Origin of the sequence: Actinomadura craniellae (genome assembly GCF_003289645.1) — a bacterium.
GTDB classification, from domain to species: Bacteria; Actinomycetota; Actinomycetes; order Streptosporangiales; family Streptosporangiaceae; genus Actinomadura_D; species Actinomadura_D craniellae.
On sequence record NZ_QLYX01000002.1, the window covers coordinates 434,277 to 459,117 of the forward strand.

The 24,841-nt window shown below is 71.9% G+C and carries 22 protein-coding genes; 3 read left to right on the forward strand and 19 right to left on the reverse strand.

Features of this window, described 5'->3' with window-relative positions; all coding sequences use genetic code 11:
* Nucleotides 1-163: 163 nt before the first annotated feature.
* Together DPM19_RS05525 and DPM19_RS05530 are read left to right on the forward strand one after the other, a co-directional pair.
* Complete coding sequence (locus tag DPM19_RS05525) at nt 164-970, forward strand: GOLPH3/VPS74 family protein (protein ID WP_111863681.1); 807 nt, start codon at nt 164-166, stop codon at nt 968-970.
* Nucleotides 971-1,162: 192 nt separating this feature from the next.
* Complete coding sequence (locus DPM19_RS05530) at nt 1,163-1,963, forward strand: PrsW family intramembrane metalloprotease (protein WP_111863931.1); 801 nt, start codon at nt 1,163-1,165, stop codon at nt 1,961-1,963.
* A 49-nt stretch (nt 1,964-2,012) separates the two neighbouring features.
* Here the strand turns inward: DPM19_RS05530 and DPM19_RS05535 are convergent, their stop codons facing one another.
* The 16 genes from DPM19_RS05535 to DPM19_RS05615 all read right to left on the reverse strand — a co-directional run bounded on the left by DPM19_RS05535 (nt 2,013) and on the right by DPM19_RS05615 (nt 20,991).
* Nucleotides 2,013-3,263 (reverse strand): amidohydrolase family protein, encoded by a 1,251-nt coding sequence (locus DPM19_RS05535; protein WP_199484873.1) that lies wholly within the window; start codon nt 3,261-3,263, stop codon nt 2,013-2,015.
* A 290-nt stretch (nt 3,264-3,553) separates the two neighbouring features.
* Nucleotides 3,554-4,774: an acyl-CoA dehydrogenase family protein gene (locus DPM19_RS34735; RefSeq protein ID WP_158566707.1), complete on the reverse strand. Its 1,221-nt coding sequence runs from the start codon at nt 4,772-4,774 to the stop codon at nt 3,554-3,556.
* On the reverse strand, nt 4,771-6,387 hold the full coding sequence (locus DPM19_RS05550) for a class I adenylate-forming enzyme family protein (RefSeq protein ID WP_111863683.1): 1,617 nt from the start codon (nt 6,385-6,387) through the stop codon (nt 4,771-4,773). Before DPM19_RS05550 ends, DPM19_RS34735 begins: the two co-directional genes overlap by 4 nt.
* Nucleotides 6,384-7,514, reverse strand: a complete 1,131-nt coding sequence (locus DPM19_RS05555; protein WP_233509863.1) for an acyl-CoA dehydrogenase family protein — start codon at nt 7,512-7,514, stop codon at nt 6,384-6,386. The genes DPM19_RS05550 and DPM19_RS05555 overlap by 4 nt, the downstream gene beginning before the upstream one ends.
* Nucleotides 7,511-8,632 (reverse strand): alpha/beta hydrolase, encoded by a 1,122-nt coding sequence (locus DPM19_RS05560; RefSeq protein WP_111863684.1) that lies wholly within the window; start codon nt 8,630-8,632, stop codon nt 7,511-7,513. Before DPM19_RS05560 ends, DPM19_RS05555 begins: the two co-directional genes overlap by 4 nt.
* Nucleotides 8,629-9,330 (reverse strand): nitroreductase family protein, encoded by a 702-nt coding sequence (locus DPM19_RS05565; protein WP_111863685.1) that lies wholly within the window; start codon nt 9,328-9,330, stop codon nt 8,629-8,631. Before DPM19_RS05565 ends, DPM19_RS05560 begins: the two co-directional genes overlap by 4 nt.
* Complete coding sequence (locus DPM19_RS05570; RefSeq protein ID WP_111863686.1) at nt 9,327-9,629, reverse strand: putative quinol monooxygenase; 303 nt, start codon at nt 9,627-9,629, stop codon at nt 9,327-9,329. Before DPM19_RS05570 ends, DPM19_RS05565 begins: the two co-directional genes overlap by 4 nt.
* Nucleotides 9,630-9,681: 52 nt before the next feature.
* Complete coding sequence (locus DPM19_RS05575; RefSeq protein WP_111863687.1) at nt 9,682-10,917, reverse strand: ABC transporter permease; 1,236 nt, start codon at nt 10,915-10,917, stop codon at nt 9,682-9,684.
* A 14-nt stretch (nt 10,918-10,931) separates the two neighbouring features.
* Nucleotides 10,932-12,380, reverse strand: a complete 1,449-nt coding sequence (locus tag DPM19_RS05580; RefSeq protein ID WP_111863688.1) for an ATP-binding cassette domain-containing protein — start codon at nt 12,378-12,380, stop codon at nt 10,932-10,934.
* Between the two features lie 34 nt (nt 12,381-12,414).
* The gene (locus DPM19_RS05585; protein ID WP_158566708.1) at nt 12,415-13,257 is read right to left on the reverse strand and encodes an SDR family oxidoreductase; all 843 of its coding nucleotides are present in this window, start codon (nt 13,255-13,257) and stop codon (nt 12,415-12,417) included.
* A gap of 64 nt (nt 13,258-13,321) precedes the next feature.
* A complete protein-coding gene (locus tag DPM19_RS05590; protein ID WP_111863690.1) occupies nt 13,322-14,428 on the reverse strand; it encodes a substrate-binding domain-containing protein in 1,107 nt (368 codons plus the stop codon).
* Nucleotides 14,429-14,769: 341 nt separating this feature from the next.
* The gene (locus tag DPM19_RS05595) at nt 14,770-15,639 is read right to left on the reverse strand and encodes an enoyl-CoA hydratase/isomerase family protein (protein ID WP_111863691.1); all 870 of its coding nucleotides are present in this window, start codon (nt 15,637-15,639) and stop codon (nt 14,770-14,772) included.
* A gap of 3 nt (nt 15,640-15,642) precedes the next feature.
* Complete coding sequence (locus DPM19_RS05600; protein WP_111863692.1) at nt 15,643-16,749, reverse strand: acyl-CoA dehydrogenase family protein; 1,107 nt, start codon at nt 16,747-16,749, stop codon at nt 15,643-15,645.
* Nucleotides 16,746-18,164, reverse strand: coding sequence for a 4-hydroxyphenylacetate 3-hydroxylase N-terminal domain-containing protein (locus tag DPM19_RS05605; RefSeq protein WP_111863693.1), 1,419 nt, complete (start codon nt 18,162-18,164; stop codon nt 16,746-16,748). The genes DPM19_RS05600 and DPM19_RS05605 overlap by 4 nt, the downstream gene beginning before the upstream one ends.
* On the reverse strand, nt 18,164-19,426 hold the full coding sequence (locus DPM19_RS05610; protein ID WP_111863694.1) for an acyl-CoA dehydrogenase family protein: 1,263 nt from the start codon (nt 19,424-19,426) through the stop codon (nt 18,164-18,166). Before DPM19_RS05610 ends, DPM19_RS05605 begins: the two co-directional genes overlap by 1 nt.
* Nucleotides 19,423-20,991, reverse strand: coding sequence for a class I adenylate-forming enzyme family protein (locus tag DPM19_RS05615; protein ID WP_111863695.1), 1,569 nt, complete (start codon nt 20,989-20,991; stop codon nt 19,423-19,425). The genes DPM19_RS05610 and DPM19_RS05615 overlap by 4 nt, the downstream gene beginning before the upstream one ends.
* Nucleotides 20,992-21,242: 251 nt before the next feature.
* Between DPM19_RS05615 and DPM19_RS05620 the strand changes: the two genes are divergently transcribed.
* A complete protein-coding gene (locus DPM19_RS05620) occupies nt 21,243-21,995 on the forward strand; it encodes a TetR/AcrR family transcriptional regulator (protein ID WP_111863696.1) in 753 nt (250 codons plus the stop codon).
* Nucleotides 21,996-22,090: 95 nt separating this feature from the next.
* Here the strand turns inward: DPM19_RS05620 and DPM19_RS05625 are convergent, their stop codons facing one another.
* The 3 genes from DPM19_RS05625 to DPM19_RS05635 form a co-directional block, all read right to left on the reverse strand.
* Nucleotides 22,091-22,816: a VOC family protein gene (locus DPM19_RS05625; protein ID WP_111863697.1), complete on the reverse strand. Its 726-nt coding sequence runs from the start codon at nt 22,814-22,816 to the stop codon at nt 22,091-22,093.
* Between the two features lie 68 nt (nt 22,817-22,884).
* Nucleotides 22,885-23,463 (reverse strand): PadR family transcriptional regulator, encoded by a 579-nt coding sequence (locus DPM19_RS05630; RefSeq protein WP_111863698.1) that lies wholly within the window; start codon nt 23,461-23,463, stop codon nt 22,885-22,887.
* Between the two features lie 230 nt (nt 23,464-23,693).
* A complete protein-coding gene (locus tag DPM19_RS05635) occupies nt 23,694-24,839 on the reverse strand; it encodes a thiolase family protein (RefSeq protein WP_111863699.1) in 1,146 nt (381 codons plus the stop codon).
* Nucleotides 24,840-24,841 lie beyond the last annotated feature (2 nt).

The following is a 24,841-nucleotide window of genomic DNA, read 5'->3' on the forward strand; positions in this document are numbered from 1 at the left end:
ATAAGGACGAGGTTGTGCAACGCCGGTGCCCGTTCCGCAGGTTCCCGGCCGATGGTGATCCGTACGCTCCGGCCGCCGAATCGGCGGCGCCCGGACGCGACGGCCGGGTCACATCGGACGGGCCCACGCCGGGACGGCGGCGCCGGGGGATCGAGGAGATCGTATGTACGGCGTATCAGAACTGACGGTGCCGGAAGAGCTGCTGCTGCTGTGTGCAAGCCCGCGCACCGGCGAACTGGACGTCCCGCGGTACTTCACCCGCGCCCTCGCCGCAGGGGCGCTCACCGAACTGCAACTGCGCGGCGCGATCACGGTCGAGGGCAACCGGATCACCGAGGTCCGGCCGATGACGGTCGGCGAACCCATCGTGGACGAGATCCTGGCCGCCCTCGTGCGCGACGTCCAACTCGGCCGGCCCGGCGCCCGGCAGACCCGGCTGGTCGGCCTGCCCACCGACTACGAGGGCGTGCCCGGCCCCGCACCGGCCGGCGGCTGGGCCCGCCGCGTCGCCCACGCCCGCGTCGCCATGCGGACCGCGGCCGCCAGCGTGCAGGAGCCGCGGGACTTCCAGCGGTGGCTGCAGGTCCTTCCCCACCTCAGGGACCTCGACCAGCGGTACGCCCAGGCGCTGGAACGGCGGGGCCTGCTGATCTCGAACCGGCGCCGCACGCTGGGAATGCCGCGCACCGTCTGGACCACCACCGCCCCGGCGCACACCGAGCAGATAGCCGCCCGCATCGACCGCGAGATCAGGCCGCACGCCCACGGCCGCACCCCCGCACCGCCGAGCCCCCGCACCGTGCACCTGGTCGCCCTCGCCCACGCGGCCGGGCTCACCGGGCGCCGCTACCCGGAACGGGAGCACCACGCCACCCACCGGTACATCGAGGACCTGACGGCCGCCCATCACCTCGCCCAGGCCGCCCACAGCCTGATCAAGCACGACAGCGCCCTCCCCTCAGGAGGGTGACTCCAGCACAGCCGGAGGGCGCCTACCATGACGACGGCGTGGGGCGTCCTGGGACGGCTGGAGCAGCCCTGAACAGCGGTAACACTGCCCGGAGAACTTCCGCCGGGGCGGGACAGGGAGGCGGGGAACGATGGTTGTGCAGCGGCCGACAGCGAAGCGCGCCCCCACCGGATGACGCGGATGGAGCCGATGATGCCGAGTGTGGTGCGCCGGTGGGCGTGGACCGGGGTGTTCGCAGGGGGGCTGGCGATGTACCTCGCGGTCCTGGCGACGCTGGTCGACACCGGCAACCCGAACTACCTGCCCTCGCTCATCCTGCTCGGATCGGTGCTCATCCCGGCCACCTTCCTGACCTTCGCGTCGGGCCGTAGCGGGCAGTGGCAGGTGCCCGCCCTCACCCTTGGCACCGCCGCCCTGTTCGGTGGCGTGGTGGGCACGGTCGTCGCCGGCGTCGTGGAATACGACACGCTCCGCGAGTTGGGGGTGCTGCCGGCGCTGGGAATCGGGTTGATCGAGGAGACCGCAAAACTGATCGTCCCAGTCATCATGCTGATGTGGGCGATCAAACGCGGCCGCCCCACCCGTCCGGCGGACGGGCTGGTCATCGGTGTCGCGGTCGGCATGGGGTTCGCCTCCCTGGAGACCATGGGGTACGCCTTCACCGCCCTCATCTCCTCCGGCGGCAACGTCGGCGACGTCGAGACCACCCTGCTCCTGCGCGGCCTGCTGTCCCCGGCCGGTCACATGGCCTGGACCGCGCTGATCTGCGGCAGCCTGTGGTCCTACGCCGCGGCCCCCGCCCTGCGGACCGCGCTGACCGTCCCGGCGACCTACCTCGCAGCGGTGGTCCTGCACGCCTGCTGGGACGGCATCGGCGGCCTGGCCGCCTACATCCTCCTGGGGCTGATCTCCGTCGGCTGGCTGCTGTGGGAACTCCACCGCACCCGCGCCCTCCCCCTGCGGCCCACCGCCGCCCTCGCCCCGATCGGCTGAACCGGGCGAGCGCCTCCTTCAGCCGGAGGGCCGCTCCCGCCGCGTCGGGTCAGAAGACTCCGATACCGGTCGCCTCGTTGCGGCTCTTCCATTCCTCCCGGGTCATGCGGGTGGTGTCGACGTCCTCGGCCAGGCCGCGCAGGGCGCCGACCGTCGCCTGCTCCCGGGGGGTGTGCTCGAACGGGTCCCAGCCGAAGAACCGGGTGGCGTTCTGCCACGTGATCTTGTGGATCTCCGCACCGGAGCAGTCGGCGTCCTGGAGTTCCTTCCAGGCGAACTCCGGCGACTCCGGCCACGTCGTGTCGGTGTGCGGGTAGTCGCACTCCCAGGCGATGATGTCGACGCCGATCCGGTCGCGCAGCAGCAGCCCCGAGGGGTCGGTGATGTAGCAGGCCAGAACATGGTCGCGGAAGACCTCGGAGGGGAGCTTGCCGCCGAAGTCGTTGCCGAGCCAGGACTGGTTCTGGAAGTGGCGGTCGACCCGGTCGAAGTAGAAGGGGATCCACCCGATCCCGCCTTCGGAGAGGGCGACCTTCAGGTCGGGGAACTGGCGCAGCGTCGGCCCGAACAGCAGGTCCTGGGCGGTGATCGCGCTGATCTGGCAGGCGAGCACCATGAGGTGGTCGATCGGCGCCTCGGGCGCCCTCTTGATGACGTCGAACCCCGCGCCGATGTGCAGCGACAGCACCATGTTCTCGTCGCACAGCGCCTTGAGCATCGGGTCCCAGTAACCGGACAGGAAGCTCGGGAAGCCCTGGACATGCGGTGTCTCGAGGAAGCTGATGGACCGGCAGCCCTTCTTCCCGAGGCGGTGGATCTCCTGCACCGCCAGGTCGACGTCCCACATGGGGACGATGCCCAGCGGGATGAAGCGGCCGGGATAGGTGCCGCACCATTCGTCGATCGCCCAGTCGTTGTACGCCTGGAGCATGACGAGCGCGATCTCCTTGTCCCGGGACTCGTGGAAGGTACGGGCGTTGAAGCCGGCCATGGTCGGGAAGCACATCGAGGCCAGCACGCCGTTGGCGTTCATGTCCCGGACGCGCTCGTGCACGTCGAAGCAGCCGGGGCGTAGCTCGGAGTAGGCGCCGGGGTTGAACCCCCACTGCTCCCTCGGCCAGCCCACGGTCGCCGCCATGCCGAACGGCGTCGAGGTCTTCTGCCCCTGGAACACCCACTCGTCCACGCCCTGCTCGTTGCGGACGACCTTGGGGGCGTCGTCGCGCCACTTGGCCGGCACGTGGTTCTCGTACATGTCCGGTGGCTCGATCATGTGGTCGTCGATACTGACCAGGATCATGTCTTCCATACGCATTGCGGCTGCCCTTCTGACAGTGGGTGGGAACGTCCGCCAGGGACCACGCCGCTCGGGAAACGGCGACCGGCCCGCCTCGAATCGGCCATCGCCCCCTCACGGGTGTTGATAGTTCGTAGAAGAACATATTCACCGACAGAGATTCAAGATCTCATTTAGCGAGTACGAACTTCACCCTGGAGCGAGACCCCACCCCGGCAGCAGGTCACTTCCGACGGACCGCTCGGCAGGGACCGCGGACCGTTACGGCGGGGCCCGCAGTGGCCGGGCCGTCGTCAGCGTCGGCGGTCCTCCCGTACCGGTCGGGGCTCACGCGGCAACCCGAGGGCGCGCTCGGCGAGGATGTTGCGCTGGATCTCGTCGGTGCCGCCCGCGATCCGGGTGGCGTGGACACCGAGCAGGACCCGGGACCACGCGTAGGTACCCCACGCCCCGGTGTCGGCGACCAGTGCCGGCCCGAGAACGTCGAGCGCGAGCTGGACCAGGCGCCGGTCGGCGTCGGTCGCGAAGAGCTTGACCAGGCTGGTGCCGGCGGTGGCGACCTCCGGTGTGGCGGTCTCCAGCGAGGCCGGCAGCACCTGGTTGACGACGTGGCGGACGTAACCGTCGGCGAGCCGGTCGCGGAAGTCGGGGTCCTCGGCGGCGCCGACCTCCTGCCCGAGCAGCAGGAGACGGTCCAGCAGGCGGATGAACAGGTTGGCGCTCTCGTCGCCGAAGTTGTCGCGCTCGCTGCTGAGCGAGACGTTCGCGACCGCCCACCCGCCGCCCACTTCGCCGAGCACGGCGTCGTCGGGCACGAACACGTCGTCGAGGAACACCTCGCAGAAATGGGCGGTGCCGGTCATCTGCCGCAGCGGCCGCACGGTCACGCCCGGGGATTCCATGTCGAGCAGGAACATGGTGAGCCCCCGGCTCCGGCTGGCCGGGTCCGGCGAGGTCCGGGCCAGCAGCTCCCCGACGTGCGCGAGGTGCGCCCCCGACGACCAGACCTTCTGCCCGTCGACGCGCCAGCCGCCGTCCACCTGGCGGGCCCGGGTCCGCAGGCTCGCGAGGTCGCTGCCGGCGTCGGGCTCGGAGAACAGCTGGCACCCGACGAGCTCGCCGCTCCACAGGGCGGGCAGCAGCCGTGCGCGCTGGTCGGCGGAGCCGTGCGCGAGGACCGCCGGGGCGACGATCTGCTGCCCGACCAGCAGCCCGTTGACGTCGGGCACGTCGTACCGGCGCACGACCTCGGCGAACGCCTGCCGCTCCGCGGCCCCCAGCCCCGCACCTCCGTACTCGACCGGTCCGCTCAGCCAGGCGAGGCCGGCGTCGAAGAGCTCACGCTGGTAGGCCCGCGCTCGCCGCAGGTCACCGGCCTCGTCATCGCTGTCCCGGAAGGCGGCGCCGACGAGCGAGTCGTCGCCCTGCCCGTGGCGCAGCGTCTCGTGCCGCCGCGGGTAGCGGGCGCCGAGGAACGCCTCGACGCGCGACCGGAACTCCGCCAAACCGCTCACCTCCCACCACCGGCCTGCTCGGGCGCACGGTCCGCCGGCCGGTACCGCTCGGCGACGAGCTCCGTGACCGCGAACTTCTGAAGTTTGCCGTTGACGTTGCGCGGCATGTCCTCCATCGCGAGGAACCGGACCGGCACCTTGTAGCCGGCAAGGCGCTCGCGGCAGTGCCGGGAGAGGGCCTGCTCGTCGAGCCGGTGGCCCGCCACCAGCTCGATCGCGGCGACCACGACCTCGCCCCAGTAGTCGTCGGGCTGGCCGACGACGGCCACCGCCGAGACCGCGGGATGCCCGAGCAGTACGGCCTCGATCTCGACGGGGTAGACGTTCTCGCCGCCACGGATGATCATGTCCTGTTTGCGGCCGGCCAGGAACAGGAAGCCGTCGTCGTCCATCCAGGCCAGGTCGCCGGCCCGGAACCAGCCGTCCACCACCGCCTGGGCGGTGCGCTCGGGGTCGTCGAGATAGCCGCTCATCACGGTCTCCGAACGGGTGTGAATCTCCCCCACGGCCCCGCGGGGGACGTCGTTGAGGTCGTCGTCGCACAGCCGCAGGTCGACGCCGTACATCGGACGGCCGATGGAGCCGAGCAGGTGCTCCTCCCCGGCCAGCGCCCGCAGGTGGTCCTCGGGGTAGAACATCGTCTGCCCCGCCGCCTCGGTACCGGCGCCGAAGCTGTTGAAGAAGTCGCACTTGAACACGTCGATGGCGGCGCGCAGCAGGTCGATGCCGATCGGGGCGCCGCCGTACACGATCGAGCGCAACCGCGGGTACTCCTGGTCGCGGATGCCCGGCACGTCGAGGAGCGCCTTGAGCATCGTCGGCATCAGCAGAGCCCCGGTCAGCTCACCGCTCCTGATCCACTCCAGCAGGGTCGGCGGGTCGAACTGGTCGAGGATCAGCGACCCGAAGCCCCGGGCGATGCCGTAGTAGATGCTGCCCATGCCGGCGGCGTGGAACATCGGCGAGGCCGTGTAGCGCAACTCGCCCCGCCGGAAACCGAAGTCGAGCAGCGAGACGTTGGTGGAGACGCCGAGCATCCGCATCGACTGCATGACGCCCTTGGGGCGCCCGGTCGTGCCGCTCGTGAACATGATGGAGATGACGTCCTCGGGCCGGGTCGGGACGTCGACGTCGCTGTCGTCCGGCTGCCCCTCGATCAGGTCGGCGACCAGTGGCCGGTCACCGAACGGGTCGAACGACGCCCGCAGCCGCATGCCCGGGCACGCCTCGTCGACGGCGGCGGCCGCCTCGGCGTACCGTGCCATCGTGACGAAACCGTCCAGCTGCGCCGCGGTGGCGAAAGTGACGATCTCGCCGGGTGCCAGCCGGTAGTTGAACGGTACGTAGGTCGAGCCGACCTTCATCGACGCCATCAGCAGCACCATGTAGTCGACCGAGTCCGTGGCGAGGATGCCGATCCGGTCGTGCCGCCCGATGCCGTGGGCCCGCAGCGCCCGGGCCAGCCGGTTCACCCGGCTGTTGATCTCGCCGAAGGTGTACGTCATGCCCGCGCCGGTGACCAGGCAGCGCTCGCCCGGGGTGTAGCGGGCGTGCAAGGTGATCCAGTCTGCGGGCCGGAGCGAGGAGAGCTTGGCCGGTCCGTGGTCGTTCATGGTATCTCCGACGGGGCGAGGAGGTGGGCCGCGATCCGGGCACGGTGGTCGCGCGGGCGGCCGAGCAGCACCTCGCTCGACACCGCCCGCCGGTAGTAGAGGTGCGCCTGGTGCTCCCAGGTGAACCCGATCCCGCCGTGCACGTGGATGTTGGTCTCGGCGGCGGCCGAGAACGCCTCCGAGCACAGCGCCTGGGCCACGCTGGCCGCGACCGGGAGCCCGGCGCCGGTCACGGTCGCGGCGGCGGCGTACCCGAGCGCGGCCCGGGCCGACTCGACCGAGACCAGCTGGTCGGCGAGGAGGTGCTTGACCGCTTGGAAGCCGCCGATCGGGCGGCCGAACTGCTCGCGGGTCTTCGCGTAGGCCGTCGCCATGTCCAGCACGCGCTGCGCCCCGCCGACCTGTTCGGCGGCGAGCGCCACCCCGGCGAGGTCGCACATCCGGCGTACGGCGGGCGTGGCGTCGTGGTCGGGTGCGAGCAGCGTGGCCGGCGCGGACTCGAACACGACCCGGGCCTGCCGCCGGGTCGGGTCGACCGTCGCCATCGGCTCGACCCGCACGCCCGGCGCGGCGGTGCCGACCTCGGCGACGCCGGTGCCGTGCTCGGTGCGCACCAGCACCAGGAGCACGTCGGCGACCTCGGCGTCCAGCACGAACAGCTTCTCGCCGGTGACGGTGCGGGTGGCGCCGGTACCCGTGGCTTCGGCCGCGATCCGGACGGCGTCCCAGGAGGTCGGGGTCTCGACCGCCGCCACGGTGGCGATCCGCTCGCCGGCCGCGATCCCGGGCAGCAGCCGCTCCTGGGCGTCCCGGTCGGGCAGCGCGAGCAGGAGGGTCGAGGCCATGGCGACCGAGGTGAAGAACGGCCCCGCGACCAGGGCCCGGCCCATCTCCTCGAAGACCACCAGCAGATCGGGGTAGGTGAAGCCGCCGCCGCCGAGGTCCTCGGGGATCGCGAGGCCGTGCAGACCGAGGTCCTCGGCCATCGCCTTCCACAGCCGCGGGTCGTGGCCGTGCGCGGAGCCGGCGGCGGCCCGGAGCTCCTCCTCCGGCCACCGCTCGGCGAAGAAGGAGCGCAGGGTGGCGCGCAGCGCCTCCTGTTCCTCGGTGGGTGCGAGGATCGTCACCGCGTCGTCCGTGCGGCGAGCCAGTCGGCGAGGGTGTCCGCGACCACGTCGCGCGCGTCGACCGGCTCGACGAAGTAGTGGTCACCCGGCAGGGTGACCAGTTCCTTGTCCTTCGCCGCGGCGCCGTCGTACAGCCCCTGCGCGTCGCTGGGGAACACGCCGGTGTCGGCGTCCGGCTGGACCACGAGCGTCGGCAGGTCCATCCGCTGCAGGTGCTTGGCCGCGACACAGTCGGACTCCGCCAGGCTGAACATGGTGAGCCAGGTGCGCAGGGTCGACACGACGCCGACGCCGAAGACGCCGAAGTTGGCGTGCTTGGGGTCACCGAAGTAGCACATCGGGGTCGGCCGGCCGGAGGGGTCGATGGTCGGGTCCAGGTAGCGCAGGTCGGCCCAGGTGCGCGGCATGGAGAAGATCCGGTCGCGGGCCGGCCGGCCGGCCATCGCCGCGATCTGCTCCTTGCACCACGCGGTCAGCCGGTCGTTGCGCTCGACCTGGGCCGTCCGGTAGCGGGCGACGAACTCCGGGGAGTACGTCGGGCCGTGGTCGGGGTCGAACATGTCGAGTTCGGGGTCCACGGAGTTGGGGTCGGTCTCGTCGAGCACCGACGGGTCCATCGTGCGGGTGATCCACTCCGGCCGGCCGGGGTGCGCGGCCAGGAAGATCATCAGGTCGCCGGGCGGCAGGTGCAGCGCCGGCTCGAAGACCTGGCTGCGGCCGTATGCCGGGCGGATGTTGGGCTCGCGCGACTGGGAGTGGTACGCCGACATCAGCGACCCGCCGCCGGAGTTGCCGACGAGCACCACCTGCTCCACGCCCTGGGACCGCAGCCACGAGACGCCGACGCCCACCTCGGCGAGCGCGTGGTCGAGGGTGAAGAAGTGCTCGGCACCGCGGAACCGGGTGTTCCACCCGAGGAAGCCGTAGCCGCGCTCGGCCATCCGGGTCGCGATGTAGTGCTCGGTGAAGTCGACGTTGTAGTGGCTGGCGATCAGCGCGGTCTTCGGTTTCTTCCCCGCGGGCGTGTAGTAGATGCCCTGAAGCGGGTGGTTGCCGGCCCCGGCCCGGCCGATGGCCGGCGAGGGGAGGCCGACGAACTCGCGGTCGATGTCCGTCATTGTGGGTCCCTCTCGTCCTGGACGCGGCCCCTGCCACGCCAGCGGTCGTGGTGGATGACGTCGTCCAGCGGCAGCCGCCGGGCGGGCCCGAACGGGCGGTCCGGCCAGCCGACCGGGATCATCGTCCCGATGTGGACGTCGTCGGGGAGGCCGAGGGCGTCGCGCACGCCCTGCTCGTTGCCGACCTGCATCATCGTGAGCGTCGCGCCCAGGCCGAGCGAGCGCGCGGCGACGAGGACGTTCTGGCTGGCGGTGTTGACCGCGGCCCACAGGTACCGCGGGTCCGGGCCGCGCTCGGGGTAGGAGTGCTCGGCGCACACGAACAGCAGCACCGGCGCCTGCGCGACGTTGACGACGAGGTGGCGCGCCTCGGCGCGGATGTGCGCGTCGCCGTCGTCGGCGGGCTCGCCGAGCGAGTCGATCCAGCGCACGAACCGTTCGAGCGCCGCACCGATCGCGGCCCGCCGGTCGGGGTCGCGCACGACGACGAACCGCCACAGCTGGCTGTTGTTCGGGCTCGCCGCGCGGGTGCCGGCCCACACCAGCGCACGGATCAGCTCGTCCGGAACGGGGTCGGGGCGCAGCCGGCGCATCGCCCGCGCGGTACCGATCGTGTGCAGCGTCTCGTTCACCGCGACGCCGGCGGGGAACCCGTCCAGGTCGGCGGCCGTGGGGACGGCCTGCTCGGGAGCGATCACGCGAGGACGGTCCGCTCGGTCGCGACGTACTTGACGATCGAGACCCGGGTGACCTGGAACTCCTTCAGCGCCCGGTTCCAGCTGCGGTAGTGGTCGGCCCGGGCGTGCTCGTCGAACGCGGCCTGGTCGACGAACTCTTCGAAGACCTCGAAGCGCTCGGCCTTCTCGATGCTCCGGGCGAAGCGGTACTCCACGCACCCGGGCTCGCGGCGGGTGGCGTCCACCAGTTCCCGGGTGCGCTCGGCGAACCGGTCCGCGCAGTCGGGCGCGACCTCCATGAACCCACTGACGACGATCACGGGTACCTCCTCGGGGAGCGGGTGTGGCTGTCAGGCGGGGTGCCGGGCGGCGTCATGACCCGGGCCGCCGCTGGAGGAACGTGCTCAGCGCGACGGTGATGATCAGCACGGCGCCGTTGATCACCTGGGTCCAGGTGTAGGGAACGCCGCCGACCACCAGCCCGTCGGTGACGTAGACCAGCGCGATGCTGCCCGCCACGGTGCCCCAGATGTGGAACCGGCCGCGCGAGAGGATGACCGTCGAGAGGAAGGCGCCGGCGTACGCCGGCAGCAGCAGCGGGTCGGCCACGCCGGGCGCGGCGCTGCCCTGCTGCGCGGCGACCAGGATGCCCGCCAGCGCGGCGATGGTGCCGGAGAAGACGAACAGGCACAGCGAGACGAGGTTGATCCGGATGCCGGCGAAGGCGGCGGCGTCCGGGTTGCTGCCCACCGCGTAGATCGCGTGGCCGACGGCGGTGTACTTCATGACCGTCCACACCAGCAGCGTCAACACCAGGACGATCACGATCATCCAGTCGAACTCCGCCGCCAGGCCCAGAGCCCAGGCGGCACCGACCACCAGCGCGCCGACGAGGACCAGGACCGCGACCTGGACCCGGCGCCGCGGCTCGGGGCCGGGGAAGCGCTGGTCGAGCGAGATGAGCAGGGCCGCGACCACGGCGGCGATGACGAGGACGGCCACGCCCAGCGGCGCCTTGTTCTGGAAGTCACCCACCGACCCGGCGCCGGAGAACCAGCCGGGCAGCGGCCCGGAGTCCGGCGTCGGGCCGACCACCTGGCCGGAGGAGTAGACGACCGTGAGCCCGGCGAAAAGGCCGCTGGTGCCGAGCGTCGCGATGAACGCGTTGACCTGGAACTTGGTCACCACGATGCCGTTCAGGAGGCCGGCGACCGCACCCACCAGCAGGGTGAGCACGATGACCATGCCCATGGGAAGCCCGGCGTCGATGAACAGGCCCACCCCCAGGAAGCAGCCCGCCGTGGCCATCGCCGCGACGCTGAGATCGAACCGGTGCCCGCACAGGCAGACGGCGACCGCAATGGCGAGCACCAGTTGCGGGGTGCTCCGGCTGACGTTGAAGGAGAGCCGGGTCACGTCGTAGAAGCCGCCCTGCAGCCAGACGGCATAGATCAGGAACACGAAGCCGAAGGCGACGACGGTGGCCGCGCTGGACAGCATCTCCCGCGACGGGCCCCGCCTGGGCCGCTCGGCCGCCGGGGGCGGTTGCTCGGGAGCCGCGAGCTCGCCGGTGGGGGCGGCCGACGACTCGGCTTCATTGATGGACATCGAAGACCTCTCGTTCACGCGAGCTCGGTGGTCAGTTCGGGAAGTCGGTCGGGGGCCAGCCACTCCGAGACCGTGCCGTCGGCGGTGAGCACACCGGTCGTGTCGGCGAGCGCGACGATGTCCTCGTAGTCGGTGGACGCCACCAGCACCCCGGTGCCGCTGTCGGCCATCCGGCGTACCTGCGCGTAGATCTCCCGCCGGGTCGCGACGTCGACCCCCCGGGTCGGCTCGCACAGGACGAGGAGCTGGGGCCGTCGCATCAGCGCACGGGCGAAGAGGGTCTTCTGCTGGTTGCCGCCGGAGAGGTCGGAGACCGTGGCGTCCAGCCGGTGCGGGACGACGGCGAGCGCGGCCACCGCGTCATCGCAGTCGCGGCGCATCTGCCGTAGCCGCAGCAGCCCGGTCCGCCCGCGCCAGCGGGACCAGCCGCCGACCGCGACGTTGAACTGCACGGTGTGGTCGGCGAACACCCCTTCGGACTCGCGGTGGGCGGGCACGCACGCCCGGCGCACGTCGCGCGCGATCCGCACGGTGCCGGCGTCCGGGGTGAGCAGCCCGGCCGCGGCGTACGCGACCTCGTGCAGTCCCGACCCGAGCGGGCCGGTGATCGCCGTGATCCGGCCCGCGGTGACCGTCAGGTCGATCGGGCCGGCGCCGCCGGCGCGGATGCCCTTCAGCTCGCAGACCACCCCGCCGGTGCCGCCGCTCCCGCCGGCCCGGTCCGCACCGGGCGCCGGGGTGCTGACGGAGCGCCCCCGGCTCATCGTCTCGACCAGGTCGGCGCGCGCGATGCCGGCCGCGTCCCCGTCGAGCACCACCTCGCCGTCGCTGAGCACGACGTAGCGGGTCGCCGCGCCGACCACCTCGTCGAGCTTGTGGGTGACCATCAGCACCGTCGCGCCGAGCTCGGCGGCGACCCGGAGCCGCTCGACCACCCAGCGCGCCTCGTGCGGGTGGAGGCCGGCGGTCACCTCGTCGATGACGACGGTGTCGGCGCCGCGGTGGAGCGTCCTGGCGACGGCCACCATGGCCCGCTGGCCCAGGCTCAGCGAGGACACCAGCGCGTAGGGGTCGATCGAGGTGAGGCCGACGGCCCGCAGCGCCTCGGTGGTGAGCCGTGCCTCGGCGCGCGGGTTGACCAGTCGGCGGGGCGCGCCGAGACACAGGTTCTCCGCGACCGTCATGCCGTCGACCAGGCCGAGGTCCTGGTGGACGACGCCGAGCCCGGCCCGTCCCCCGCGCACCGCGATCGTGCCCGCGTCAGCGGGGTAGACCCCGTCAAGGATCTTGACCAGCGTGGATTTTCCGGCGCCGTTCGAGCCGAGCAGGGCCACGAACTCGCCGCGGGAGAAGGAGCAGGTGACCCCGCTCAGCGCCTGGGTGGCCCCGAAGCGTTTGCGTACGTCGACGACCTCGATCATCAGGTCGTTCCGAGCGTCGGGGGCGAGGGTCGCGATCACCACTGGCGGTCCCTTCCGGGGTTCGGTCGCGGGGCGGTCACAGGACCAGCTGTCCTGCGTCGACGGGGAGGACGACGCCGGTGATGTTGGCCGCCGCGTGCGAGGCGAGGAAGCACACCGCCCGCGCGACGTCGTCCGGCAGGCTCGGCCGCCTGATCGGCATCTCCTGCGCGCGGGTCGAGAAGTAGTCGGTACCGCCCTCGAGGTCCAGGTCGCCGAACCTGGCGACCAGGCCCTCGGTGACGACGGCGCCCGGCGCGACGGCCACGGCGCGGATGCCGTACGGGCCGAGTTCGACGGCCAGCGCCTTGGTCAGGCCCTGCACGCCGTGCTTCGCCGCGGCGTAGTGGGCCAGGCCGGGCGGTCGGCCGACCCGGAAGCCGGCGACCGAGCTGATGTTGACGATGACCCCTTCCAGGCCGGCGTCCCGGAGGGCGAGCCCGGCGGCCCGCGAGCCGTAGAACGTCGCCGTGAGGTCGAGGCCGACCACCCGGTCCCAGTCCTCGTCGCTCAGGTCGGGCAGCAGGTGTGAGGGGTAGATCCCGGCGGCGTTGACCCAGACCAGGCGGCGCGCGCCGGCGGTGAGCACTTCGCGGGCGAGCTCGGCCAGGTCGGCGCTGCGCCGCACGTCGAGGGTTCGCGCCGACACGGCCGTCGCGTGCCGTTCGGCGAGCGCGGCCGCGGCCGCGTCGACCGCCGGGTCGATGTCGACCAGGGTCACCGCCGCGCCCAGCTCGGCCAGGCGGCCGGCGATCCCCCGGCCGATCCCCTGGGCGCCGCCGGTGACCACGGCCGCGGCGTCGTCGAACCGGACGAGGGAGGCGAAGGCGGCGTCGGCGTACTCGTAGGAGTCGCGCATCAGCTCCTGGGTCGTCTTCATCGTCATCCCTCGTTCCGGTTCGGCGGCACGCCTGGGGGGGTCGGTTTTCCTGGTCGGTCGCGGGTCACTTGCCCCACAGCTCGGCGAACTTCGCCTCGTAGTCGAACTTCGGGAGGACGAAGAGGTTGCCCTTCTTGTAGTTGCCGTAGGTCTTCTGGTCGACCAGCGCGACCGGCATCCGGTCGGCCGTCCAGGTCGGTACGCCGGCGAGCATCCGGGCGAGCTCGTCGACCGAGGCCCAGCCGTAGAGCGGGGTGGAGATCAGCACGTCGGCCTTCGCGACGGCGGGCCGGCCCGCGCCGACCATGTCGACGAACGGCGCGAGCGATCCGAGGCCGATGACGGAGAAGTCGTCGCGCCCCAGTTGGGCGGCCGAGTTCGCGAGCACCGAGGCCGGGGAGTCGAACGGCATGATCACCGAGTTCAGGGAGCCCTTCCGGTAGGTGTTGAGCAGCGAGGTGAAGATCGGCGCGTTGGGCTGCATCGCCTCCGCGAGCAGCAGCGACGGCGTCTTGACCGTGCAGCCCGGGCACATCTCCTTGACGGCGGCCGCCGCCTCGGCCATCTGCTCCTCGGACTGCTTGAACTCGGTGTTCTGGTACACGACGACGGTGTCGCCCGACTTCGCCCGGGAGGCGGCGTACGCCGCCTGGGCGCGACCGGCCGCCTTGTGGTCGTTGCCGACGCCGACCATGCCCGTGGGGAGTTCGGGGCCGCACAGGGCGCACACCACCGGGATGCCGGCGCCCTCGGCCGCCTTGACCGCCGCCGCGACGGCCGACGGTGTGATGGAGACCAGGACGATGCCGTCCACCTTGTCCAGCACCGCCTTCTCGATCAGCTGGGCCTGGGTGGTCGGCGTGAACTTGCCGTCTCCGGGCGGGGCGGCCGTCCATCCGATCTTCTTGATGGCCTCCATGGCGTTCTCCGCCAGCACCGACGGGCCCGGTGAGGCCAGGCCGCTCGTGATCACGGCCACGCGGTGCGTGCCCGGGGCGACCGGCGCGGTCGGCATCGGGAACTCGACGTTGCCGGCGAGCAGCGTCTCGACCTCCGCGGCGGCCTTCTCGTTGGTGACGGCCCCGGCCGCGCCCGCGGCCCCCGGCTGCGCCGCCTCGCCGCCCCCGCCACAGGCGGTCAGCAGCATCGCCGCCACGAGCGTGGCACCCATCCTCAGTCGCCCTCTGGTCATCTGAAGTCCTCTCTCAACTGGATCCGCAGGACTCGGTCGACGGGATCCGAGGAAGTAGCGACAATCCGCCCGATGTCTGACAATCCGTCAGATGTCGGCAATGTAACCGCAGTCACATGGCGAGTGTCAATGATCGAAGAGGCTAATCTGATAAATATTCAGAACAGCTACGCGCGATCAGGCTGATCGCGCCCGCGCCTCCACCCCGGGACACCAGATCCTCGACGCCCGGGGGGGCGGCCTGACCTATCGGCGCACTCATCTTTATGACACTTAGTCAGATGTATGGGTGATCTGCTGGCCGCCCGCGACGACGCCTTCTAGGCAGGCCAGGGCGGCAGGTCGCCGCCGACCCGGCCCACCCAGCGCGGCGCGCGCTTCTCGAGGTAGGCCGCCACCCCCTCCGCGGCGTCCGGGGCCGCCAGGAGGGCCTCCAGCAACCGCCGCTCGGTCGCCCCGGCGGTGTGCTGGTCGGCGTCGTTGGCCTCCCAGATCAGCCGCTTCGACACCGCGACGGCGACCGGAGCCGCGTGGTCGGCGATCTCCCGGGCTATCGAGACGGCCGTCGAGAGCACCCCGCCGGCCGGCGGCGCGTGGTTCGCAAGGCCCCAGGTTGCGGCATCGCCGCCGGAGAAGCGGCGTCCGGTGAGCAGCAGCTCCGCGGCGCGAGCCGGCCCGAGGTGGCGTACGGCGGTCCAGTGCCCCATCCACTCCGCGACGACGCCCAGCCGCACGAACGGGAACGCGAGGACGGCGTCCACGGCCACCACGCGGATGTCGCACTGCAGGGCCAGGGTCAGCCCGGCACCGACCGCGTGGCCGTTGACCGCGGCGATCACCGGCTTGCGCAGCTGGAACGGCGCCAGCCACGGGAGCCCCCGGTCCTCGTCCCCGCCGGGTGCACCACCGAAGCCGTCGCCGGACATTTCGGAGCCGGCGCAGAACACCGGGCCGGCCCCGGTGATCACTACTACCCGGACGTCGTCGCTGCGGTCACAGTGGTGCAGCACCCGGGTGAGCTCGCCCAGCATCGGCCCGTCGATCGCGTTCCTGGCCGCCGGCCGGTCCAGGGTGACCGTCACGACCCCGCGGTCGGCCTCGAGCCGCAGCCGCGTCAGGTCCGAGACGTCGACCGGACCGCCGGCGCCGTCTGCTTCGTGCCAGGCGAACGTCGATTCCTCGTAGCGCACGGCTCAGCCCGCGTAGAGCGCCGCGACGTTCGTCGCGATCGTCCGGGCCTGCCCGCCACCGGAGTCGAGCAGCACCTGGTTGGTTTTGGCGCGGCGGTAGTAGAGGTGCACCCGGTGCTCCCAGGTGAACCCGATGCCGCCGTGCAGGTGGATCGCCTCGCCGGCGATCCGGAAGGCCGCGGCGCCGCACCGCCGCCGCGCGACCGCGAGCGCCGCGTCCCGCAGCGGCGGGCTCTCCCCCACCGAGCGGGCGGCGAAGGCGAGCGCCGAGCGGGCGGACTCCAGCGTCACGTACAGGTCGGCCAGCTGGTGCTTGACGCCCTGAAAGGCGCCGATGACCTGCCCGAACTGCTCTCGCACCTTGACGTAGGCGACGGTCAGGTCGAGCGCCTCGGCCGCGATGCCGACGCACTCGGCCGCCAGCGCCAGGGCCGCGCCCGTCTCCATCGCGTCCCGTGCGCGCTCGGCCGCCGCGCCCCGCGCGAGCACGACGGCGGCGGCGTCCTGCAACCGGAGCGCCGCGAACCCGCGGGTCAGGTCGATCGTCGTCATCGGCTCGGTGGCCGCCCCGGCGGTGCCGGCCGGCACCCACGCCAGTGCGGTCCGCCCGCCGGCGTCGGCCGGCACCAGCCAGCCGTCGGCGGCGGTGCCCGCCATGACCGCGGGCACCACACCGGAGATCGTCGGCCCGCCCGCGCCGTCGGAGAGGACGGGCGGCGCCGCGTCCGGCTCGTACCAGCGGGCGTCGGCCGGTACGACCACCGACGTACCGGCGGTGATCTCGGCGAGCATGGTGCGGGCCCGCTCGTCGCCGGCGAGCGTCAGCAGGGCGGGGACCGCCTGCCCGACGACCGGCAGGAACGGCCCGCCGTGCAGGGCACCGCCCATCTCCTCGTGGACGACCAGTTCCGCCTCGAGATCCAGGCCGGTGCCGCCGAACTCCTCGGGCACCCGCACGCCCTGGAGCCCGAGTCGCCGGGCCATCCCGGTCCACGTGCGCCGGTCCGCCGCCGCGGCGGCCTCGTGGTCGTCCGCGCTCTGCGGGGTCGACGCGCGGACGAACCGGCGGGTGGCCTCGCGCAGCGCCCGCGACTCCTCGGCCGAGATCATCGCCCGCCGCCCGCGAGCGAGGTGAGCACCTGCCCGTCGGGCGTGATGCCCGCGGTCTCGAGGGCGAGCGCCCTGGCGGCGTCCATGTCGTAGTGGTGGGAGACGACGACCTTCTGGGCGTAGAGGCCGCCGCCGGCCTGGATCACCGTGACGTGCTTCCACCCGCCGAAGGCGTCCGCGGTGAAGTCGCGGATCGTGTGGAAGAGCCGCATCCGGTAATCCGCGTCGACGCCCTCCATGGTGCGCATGTACTTGCGCAGGTCCGGCCCGGTCTCGGGGTTGCGCAGGTCGGCCATCGACGGCGCGGTGAGCACCGAGCCGCCCGCGATGTCGTGGAGATGGCGCACCATCAGGCTGAACTGCGCGGCGGCGTGGTATTTCGCGGCGTTGGTGAACATCTCGTCCGGCGACGCCCAGCCCTCGGGGGTGAACGTCGAGTGGTGCATCGCCGCCTCGAAGCCGGCCCGGATCAGGGTGGCATAGGTGATCATCTCGGCGATCTTGTCCTTGATGTGGCCGATGCGCTGCAGGCCGTTGGCCTCCGCCACCAGCTGCGCGAGCCCGACCAGTGTGTCCGCGAGGCGCACGTAACTGCCGACGCTGCCCAGCCGTTCCCACAGGCCGAGGGAGTGCGCGAACGTTGCCGAGTGCTCGAGCTCGCCGGCGAGGAACACCTGCTCGTTGGGCACGAAGACGTCGTCGAAGACGATGAGCCCCTCCGTCATCACGTGCCGCGAGCTGTACGGGAAGAAGTCGGGGTCCAGGTCCGGCCGCGGGGCGAACGAGGCGTTGATGACCCGGACGCCGGGCGCGTTGACCGGCACCGCCGCGGCGACGCTGTAGTCCTCCTCGCCGGGCTTCATCCGCTTGGTCGGCATCACCATCAGCTCGTGGGCGATCGCGGCCGAGCTGATGTGCAGCTTGGCGCCGCGGATGACGATGCCGTCCGAACTGCGGTCGACGATCCGGAGGTACAGGTCGGGATCGTCCTGCTTGGCGGGCGGGAGCGACCGGTTTCCCTTGGCGTCGGTGATCGTCTGCACCAGCCGGATGTCGCGCCGCTTGCTCTCCTCGAAGTAGGCGAGCGCGCGCTCGGCGTACTGCGGGAAGTCCCCGCGCATCCGGCTGGCCGCCGTCAGCACCATCAGCAGGCCGTTGGAGGTCGAGATCGTCGGGAAGTCCCAGTGCAGCTGGCGCTCCTGGGTGGCCCGCAGTTCCTCGACCGAGCTCGGGATGAAGAAGTAGGGGCCGAACGCGTCGTCTCCGGGCTGGTAGTGCTGGTCGTAGCCGCGGGCGGCGGCCAGGGCGCCGCCCCGCAGCAGCGGCTCCTCGGTCACGTCCGGAACGGCGTGGCCGTTCACGAACAGCCGCCGGCCGTCACGGAGGGAGTCGAGGTATTGGTCACCGGTGAGCATCAGGCTGGTCCTCGCGATCGCTGTGTCGTCGTGGTCGTGGATCGGCCGGGAATCGGGGGCCGGGGGTCGCGGGGCAGGCCGAGGACGCGCTCGGCGATGATGTTCTTCTGGATCTCGTCGCTGCCGCCGGCGATGCGGTGCGCCGGGGCGCCGAGCAGCAGCTGGCTCCACGCGAACGTGCCCCACGTGCCGTGGTCGACGGCCAGTCGCGGCCCCAGGATCCGAGTGGCGGCCGCGACGTAGAACTCCATGTCGGCGGTGCTCATCAGCTTGAGCACCGACCCGCTCTGGTCCTCGGCCGGTGCGGCCAGGCTGCGCCGGGCCGTCTCGCGCACGATCTGCTCGCGCTCCCAGGCCTCGGCGAGCAGCTCCCGCACGACCGGGTCCGCGTCGGCACCGGTCGACTCGGCCAGCGCGTACAGCCGCCGGACCGGGTCGTTCATCAGACCGTTGTGCTCGTCGCCCATCAGTGACCGCTCGCTGGTGAGCGTGGTCAGCGCGATCGGCCAGCCACCGTCGACCTCGCCGATCCGCTGTGCGTCCGGCACGGCGACGTCGTCGAGGAACACCTCGTTGAAGTGCTCGGCGCCGGTGATCTGCCGCAGCGGTCGCACGTCGACGCCGGGGGCGTCCATGTCGACCAGGAACGCGGTGATGCCGCGGTGCCGGTCGGCCGGATCACCGGTGCGGGCCAGGAGCTCACCGAGCTGGGCGAGGTGGGCGTAGGACGACCAGACCTTCTGGCCGTTCACCACCCACCCGTCGCCGGCGCGGCGGGCGGAGGTCCGCAGGCTGGCCAGGTCGGAGCCCGCACCGGGCTCGGAGAACAGCTGGCAGCAGATGATGTCGCCGCGCCAGATCCCGGGCAGGTACGCGGCCCGCTGTTCTTCGGTGCCGTGGGCGAGGATCGCCGGCCCGACGATGTCGTGGCCGACCATGAAGCAGGCGGTGTTGGGCACGTCGTACTCGCGGAGCACCGCGTGCACGCGGTTGCGGTGCGCCTCGGTCAGCCCGCGGCCGCCGTATTCGACCGGGCCGTCGATCCAGGCGAGGCCGGCGGCGAAGAGGTCCCGCTGCCAGGTCTGGGCGGCCTCGACCTCCGCCAGCTCGGCATCGCCGCGGCGCAGGCCGACGCCCATCACGTCGTCGGGGCCCGCGCCCAGGTTGGCCGGGGCCCGGCGGGGCACGCGCGCCGCCAGGAAGGCGTGCGCCTCGGCGGCGATCTCGTCGAGGGTCGGGCCCGCGGTGGAGGTGGTCGTCATGCGACCACGCCCTCGGCGAGGCGCTCGCGCAGCACGGCCTTGTGGATCTTGCCGGTCGAGTTGCGGGGAAGCTCCTCGACCACGACCACCCGGGTCGGGATCTTGTAGCTGGCGAGCCGGCCCCGGCAGTGCTCGCGGAGTTCGGCGACCGTGAGCTCGCCGCCGCCCTTGAGCGAGACCACGGCGGTGACGACCTGCCCCCAGTGGTGGTCGGCCTCGCCCACGACCGCGATCTCCTCGACCCGGGGGTGATCGCCGATGACGTCCTCGATCTCGACCGGGTACACGTTCTCCCCACCGCGCACGATCATGTCGTCGGCCCGGCCGGCGAGGTGGAGGTAGCCCTCCCCGTCCTTCCAGGCGAGGTCCCCGGCCCGGAACCAGCCGTCGCGCACCACGCGGGCGGTCAGGTCCGGGCGGCCGAGGTAACCGCTCATGACGGTGTCGCCGCGGCTCGCGATCTCGCCGATCTCCCCGTCGGGGACTTCCTTGCCGTCGGGGTCGAGCAGCCGCACGTCACAGCCGTACGCCGGCTTCCCGATCGCCCCCAGCAGCCACTCGTCACCCGCCAGCGCACGGCGGTGGTCCTCGGGCCGCAGCACCAGTTGCCCGCCGGCTTCGGTGCCGGCACCGAAGCCGTTGTGCAGGTCGCAGCCGAAGACCTCGACCATCTCCCGGATCACCGAGGTCGGCATCGGGGCACCGCCGTACATGATCGACCGCAGCATCGGGTAGTCGGTTCCGCGGACCCGCGGGTCCCCGAGCAGCTGGATGATCATGCTCGGTACGAGCATCGCCTGCCGGACCCGTCCGGACTGCAGCCAGCGCAGGCCGAGTTCGAGGTCCCACTGCGGCAGCACCACCGAGCCGGCGCCGCGGGAGACGCCGTACATGACGTGGCCGATGCCGCCGGCGTGGAAGAGCGGGGCGCCCGACATCAGCAGGTCGCCCGGGCGGATGCCGAGTTCGAGCACCCCGGACTGGGTGATCGCCTTGATCATCCGCTGCGACTGCATCACGCCCTTGGGCGTCCCGGTCGTACCGCTGGTGAACGAGATGCTGAGGATGTCGTCGTCGGTCGTGACCGACTCGATCTCACCGCCGTCGGCGCCGCTGGCAAGGAACTCCTCGAACGTCGGGAGGCCGCCCGCCGAGGTGTCGAAGGTGATCCGGGCGCGGACATGGGCGCCGGCCTCGGGGAAGCAGCCGGCGATGATCTCCTCGTAGCGACCGCTGAGGAAGACGACCCTGGCCTGGCTCGCCGCCAGCACCGTGCGCACCTCGGCGGGAGCGAGGCGGAAGTTCAACGCCACGTAGGTGGCGCCGAGCTTCATGCACGCGAGGATCACCTCGACGTACGCACAGGAGTCAGTGGCCATGATCGCGACCCGGTCGCCGCGGCCGACGCCCTGCGCCCGAAGCGCCCGCCCGAGGCGGGTCACCCGGCCATCGACCTGGCCGAAGGTGAGGACGTCGCCCTCGGCGGAGACCAGGCACTCGGCGTCCGGGGTGAACCGGGCGTTCAGCGTCACCCAGTCACCCGGGGCCAGTCCCGACAGCTGCATCTCGCGGCGCCTCCCTCGATGCACGAGCCCTCGTCGCGCTGTCCTGAATTAATTCAGGAAACCGCGCGATACGCAAGGGTGATCACACCCCCGGATCGGGCCTGGTGAGCCCAGGACTCGATCACCAGTCGAGTCCGTGTGGCTGATTTACTGTTCTGACAACTCATCAGTTAGACTGCAACGACAGCCCCCGTCGCGCTCGATTCCGCGGGCGGACCAGAGGAACCGGCACGAGGACGACGGAGACGACGATGACCAGCGAGGTGAACGGCCTGGACGTCGAGGCGCAGGACTCGCCGCGCCTGCAACGGCTGATCAAAGCCGCCGAGGACATCAAGCTGGCCGTCCGGCGCCAGGACGGCCGAGAGACCCCGGTCGGCGAACGGGCGATGCGAACCCGCCGCAAGCTGCTCGACGCGGCCGCCCGCCTCTTCACCGAGCGCGGCTACCTCAACACCTCGCTCAACGACGTCGCCCAGGAGGCGGGCGTGAGCCTGCCGACGATCTACCAGTACTTCGCCGACCGCAACGACATCGTGGCCACCCTGGCGGCCGACCACGCGCTCGGCATGCTCCGGGCGGGAGCCGACGACTGGGAGCCCACCTCGGGGCGGCTCGGGCTCCGGCGGGCGATCGCGGCACTGGTCACGCTCTACGCCGAGAGCAGCCCGTTCTTCTCGCTCTGGGAGGTGGCCAGCCACGTCGACGAGCGCCTGGCCGACCTCCGGCGCGACTTCGAGGACCAGTTCCGGAGCGGCTACGCCCGCAAGATACGCCGGGGCATCGAGCTCGGCGTGATCCGCTCCGACCTCGACCCGGTCGAGGTGGCGCGCGCGATGAACCTGATGGTGCAGTCGTACTGCCACGACGCCTTCGTCGTCGACGCACGCCGCGGCGACCCGCCCCCCAAGCCCGACGACGTCATCGACCTGCTGACCGCGCTGTGGGCCGACGCGATCATGCTCCGGGAGCACTCCGCCATCATCCCCGGCACCGGCCGCTGAGCAGCCGTGGCCGGGCCGCGCCACCGGCCGCCGCAGCTGCCCGGTGTTCTGCCGATGGCCGCGAATCACCCGGTCAGCAGGTGTGCCGGCCCCGGTCAGGGCCGCTGTGCGGACCGGAGCACGGTCTCCGTGTCTTCGAGGGCGGCCAGGGTCCCGGCGAGGTCGGCACGCTCGGTTGCGGAGAGGGCGAGCGCGCGGGCCCGGGCGAGGGCGTCGCGGGCGGCGGCGGGATCCTCGGCGCGGAGGGCGAGTTCGGCGCGGTAAGCCAGCGCTTCGAGGAGTTCGGTCGCCGTCGCGGTGTCCTTGTCCCGCTCCAGGGCCGCGTCCAGGATCTGGGCCGCCCGTACGTGCTTGCCGTGGGAGTCGCCCATCACGACCGCCCTGTGCAGCGTCGTGGTGAGCCTGCCGGCGGCCACCTCCTCGGGCGCGGGTCTGGCGGCCATGATCCTGATCCAGTTGCCGCCGGGGTCGACAACGGTGAATCCGGAATGGTTCGCGGCGTTCTTGCGCTTGCGGGGCCGGGTCATCCGGGGGATCCCGGAGACCAGGAGTTTGCCGTGGACCTCGCGCATGCCCGCGGCGAACGCCGCGAAGAGCTCCCCGGTGTCGGGCACGATGACCAGGCAGCTGCCGTAGGAGTCCGCGGGGTCGAAGTCCGGCATGCCGAAGAAGTCGAGCTGGATGTCTTCGCGTTCGAGTGACACGTACGGGTTCGGACGAACCTGGTAGTAGGTCCGGGTGAAGCCCAGCATGGTGTAGAACTCGACGATCTCGTCGATGGACCGGCAGGGAAGCAGCGGCACGGTGATCTCGTTGGCCATGGGTCTCTCCGTTCCGATGAAAGCGGGCCGTTGCGCCGCCCGGCTCGGGGACGCGGCAGAGCGGGCCGCTACCGGGTGGGGTCGGGGTCCTCGCCGGCCATGGTGAACGCGCCCTCCTCCAGGCGGCGGATCAGCCGGTGGGTCCATTGGGCGCCGGTGTCGGCGGTGGTCAGCCACAGGGACAGGACCTCGCCCACCGGCCCCCAGTCGTCCAGATCGGTGCCCGCGGGCAGGTACGAGGTGATGCCGGCGCGCCACTCGTGCATCGCGCGGGCTCGCTCGCGCAGCATCTGCAGGGCATGCTCCCGGGGAAGGTCCTCGATCAGGCCAACGGCGGCGCCCAGCACATCCAGGCTCGGCTCGCGGTCGGCGAGGGCCCGGCTCAGCAAGGTGAAGTACTCCCGCTCCCCCTTGTCGGTCAGCTCGTACTCGATCCGCGGTGGGCCCCCGGCTTTCGAGGGGGCCGTCTCGTGCGCCACCAGCAGGCCCTGGCCGGCCATGCTCTTGAGCGCGTGGTACACCGAGCCCGACGTGGCGGTGGACCACTCGTGCGCACCCCACGACTCCAGATCCGCGCGGACCTGGTAGCCGTGCGCGCGCCCGCGCCCGCGCAGCGCTCCCAGGACCAGTAGCCGTACCGACTTCATCGAACTCCCCGGACTTCAATTAGCCAAATTTGGCTAGCTTCGCAAGGAGCGTACCGCCGATCTCCTCACTAGCCAAATTTGCCTAGCAGGCAAGGCAGGTAGGCGCCCGGGTCGAACGCTGGCGGGAGGCCGCTGGCGCAGGCTGCCCACGGCGGGGAGTGCCGCCGTGGGCACCGCGCCGGAAGCGGCCCGGGGCGGTGCCCGGCTGCGGGCCGGGAGGCCCGCCCGCCTCAGCGGGTGAGGATGGAGACCCCCGCGGTGCCGGGGGCGCCGTACAGCTGGGCGTAGCCCACCCGGGGCTGTCCGGGCACCTGCCGCTCTCCGGCCTGCCCGCGCAACTGGAGCACCAGTTCGTGGACCTGGCGCAGTCCCGACGCGCCGATCGGCTCACCGTTGGCGATCAACCCGCCGTCGGTGTTGACGGGGAGCCGCCCGCCGATCTCCGTGGCGCCCTCGGCGAGCAGCTTCTCCTGGTCGCCGTCGGCACAGAAGCCGTTCTCGGCCATGTGGATGATCTCGGCTCCGGCGTCGGTGTCCTGCAACTGGATGACGTCGACGTCCTCCGGGCCGATGCCGGCGGCCTCGTAGGCGGCGCGCGAGGCGTACACCGTGGGCGCCTCCGCCTGCTCGACCGCCGCCCACGAGGCGTGCACCTCGTGCGCGCCGTAGGACCGCGTGCGCAGCGTCGTCGCCCGCAGGTAGACCGGCGCGGAGGTGTACCGGTGCGCGAGGTCGGCCCGGCACAGCACGACCGCCGCCGCACCCTCGTCCGGGCTGCAGAACATGTAGTTCGTCAGCGGGTAGTTGAGCATGCGCGAGCCGAGGATGGCCTCCTCCGACAGCGGCTTGCGGCGGAAGGCGTTGGGGTTGATCACGCCGTTGCGGTAGTTCTTCGCCGCGACCCGGGCCAGCGTCCGGTGCGAGATCCCGTGGTCGTGCATGTAACGGTTGATCTTCATGCCGAAGAACTTGGTGGTCAGGAAGTGACCGATCTCCCCGTACCAGGGCGGCGCGCCGTAGTGCACGGGGTCGGCCGTGAACGCGCCCGGGTCGTGCTTGTCCATGCCCACCGCGACCCCGATGTCGTACTTGCCGGACCGGATGCCGTCGGCGGTCAGCTCCAGCGCGGTCGCCGCGGTCGCGCAGCCGTTGTAAACGTCCATGAAGGGGATGCCGGTCAGCCCGAGCAGCCCGACGACCGCGTCCGGGTTGTCGACCTCGCGGCTGCCGCCGAACGCGAACTGCACCTGCTTCCATTCGATGCCGGCGTCGGCAAGGGCTCCGCGCACCGCCTCCGCGCCCATCTCGATGGCGGACTTCGCGCCGAAGCGCCCGAACGGGTGAATGCCGACTCCGATGATCGCCACGTTGTCCATGC

Bases quoted from the DNA above. Each gene is read 5' to 3' on its own strand.
- DPM19_RS05575 (WP_111863687.1), bottom strand. From the start codon at position 10,917: ATGTCCATCAATGAAGCCGAGTCGTCGGCCGCCCCCACCGGCGAGCTC.
- DPM19_RS05630 (WP_111863698.1), bottom strand. From the start codon at position 23,463: ATGAAGTCGGTACGGCTACTGGTCCTGGGAGCGCTGCGCGGGCGCGGG.
- DPM19_RS05605 (WP_111863693.1), bottom strand. From the start codon at position 18,164: ATGCTCACCGGTGACCAATACCTCGACTCCCTCCGTGACGGCCGGCGG.
- DPM19_RS05535 (WP_199484873.1), bottom strand. From the start codon at position 3,263: ATGATCCTGGTCAGTATCGACGACCACATGATCGAGCCACCGGACATG.
- DPM19_RS05550 (WP_111863683.1), bottom strand. From the start codon at position 6,387: ATGAACGACCACGGACCGGCCAAGCTCTCCTCGCTCCGGCCCGCAGAC.
- DPM19_RS05585 (WP_158566708.1), bottom strand. From the start codon at position 13,257: ATGAAGACGACCCAGGAGCTGATGCGCGACTCCTACGAGTACGCCGAC.
- DPM19_RS05610 (WP_111863694.1), bottom strand. From the start codon at position 19,426: ATGACGACCACCTCCACCGCGGGCCCGACCCTCGACGAGATCGCCGCC.
- DPM19_RS05600 (WP_111863692.1), bottom strand. From the start codon at position 16,749: ATGATCTCGGCCGAGGAGTCGCGGGCGCTGCGCGAGGCCACCCGCCGG.
- DPM19_RS05635 (WP_111863699.1), bottom strand. From the start codon at position 24,839: ATGGACAACGTGGCGATCATCGGAGTCGGCATTCACCCGTTCGGGCGC.
- DPM19_RS05560 (WP_111863684.1), bottom strand. From the start codon at position 8,632: ATGACGGACATCGACCGCGAGTTCGTCGGCCTCCCCTCGCCGGCCATC.
- DPM19_RS05625 (WP_111863697.1), bottom strand. From the start codon at position 22,816: ATGGCCAACGAGATCACCGTGCCGCTGCTTCCCTGCCGGTCCATCGAC.
- DPM19_RS05590 (WP_111863690.1), bottom strand. From the start codon at position 14,428: ATGGGTGCCACGCTCGTGGCGGCGATGCTGCTGACCGCCTGTGGCGGG.
- DPM19_RS05525 (WP_111863681.1), top strand. From the start codon at position 164: ATGTACGGCGTATCAGAACTGACGGTGCCGGAAGAGCTGCTGCTGCTG.
- DPM19_RS05615 (WP_111863695.1), bottom strand. From the start codon at position 20,991: ATGCAGCTGTCGGGACTGGCCCCGGGTGACTGGGTGACGCTGAACGCC.
- DPM19_RS05530 (WP_111863931.1), top strand. From the start codon at position 1,163: ATGCCGAGTGTGGTGCGCCGGTGGGCGTGGACCGGGGTGTTCGCAGGG.
- DPM19_RS05620 (WP_111863696.1), top strand. From the start codon at position 21,243: ATGACCAGCGAGGTGAACGGCCTGGACGTCGAGGCGCAGGACTCGCCG.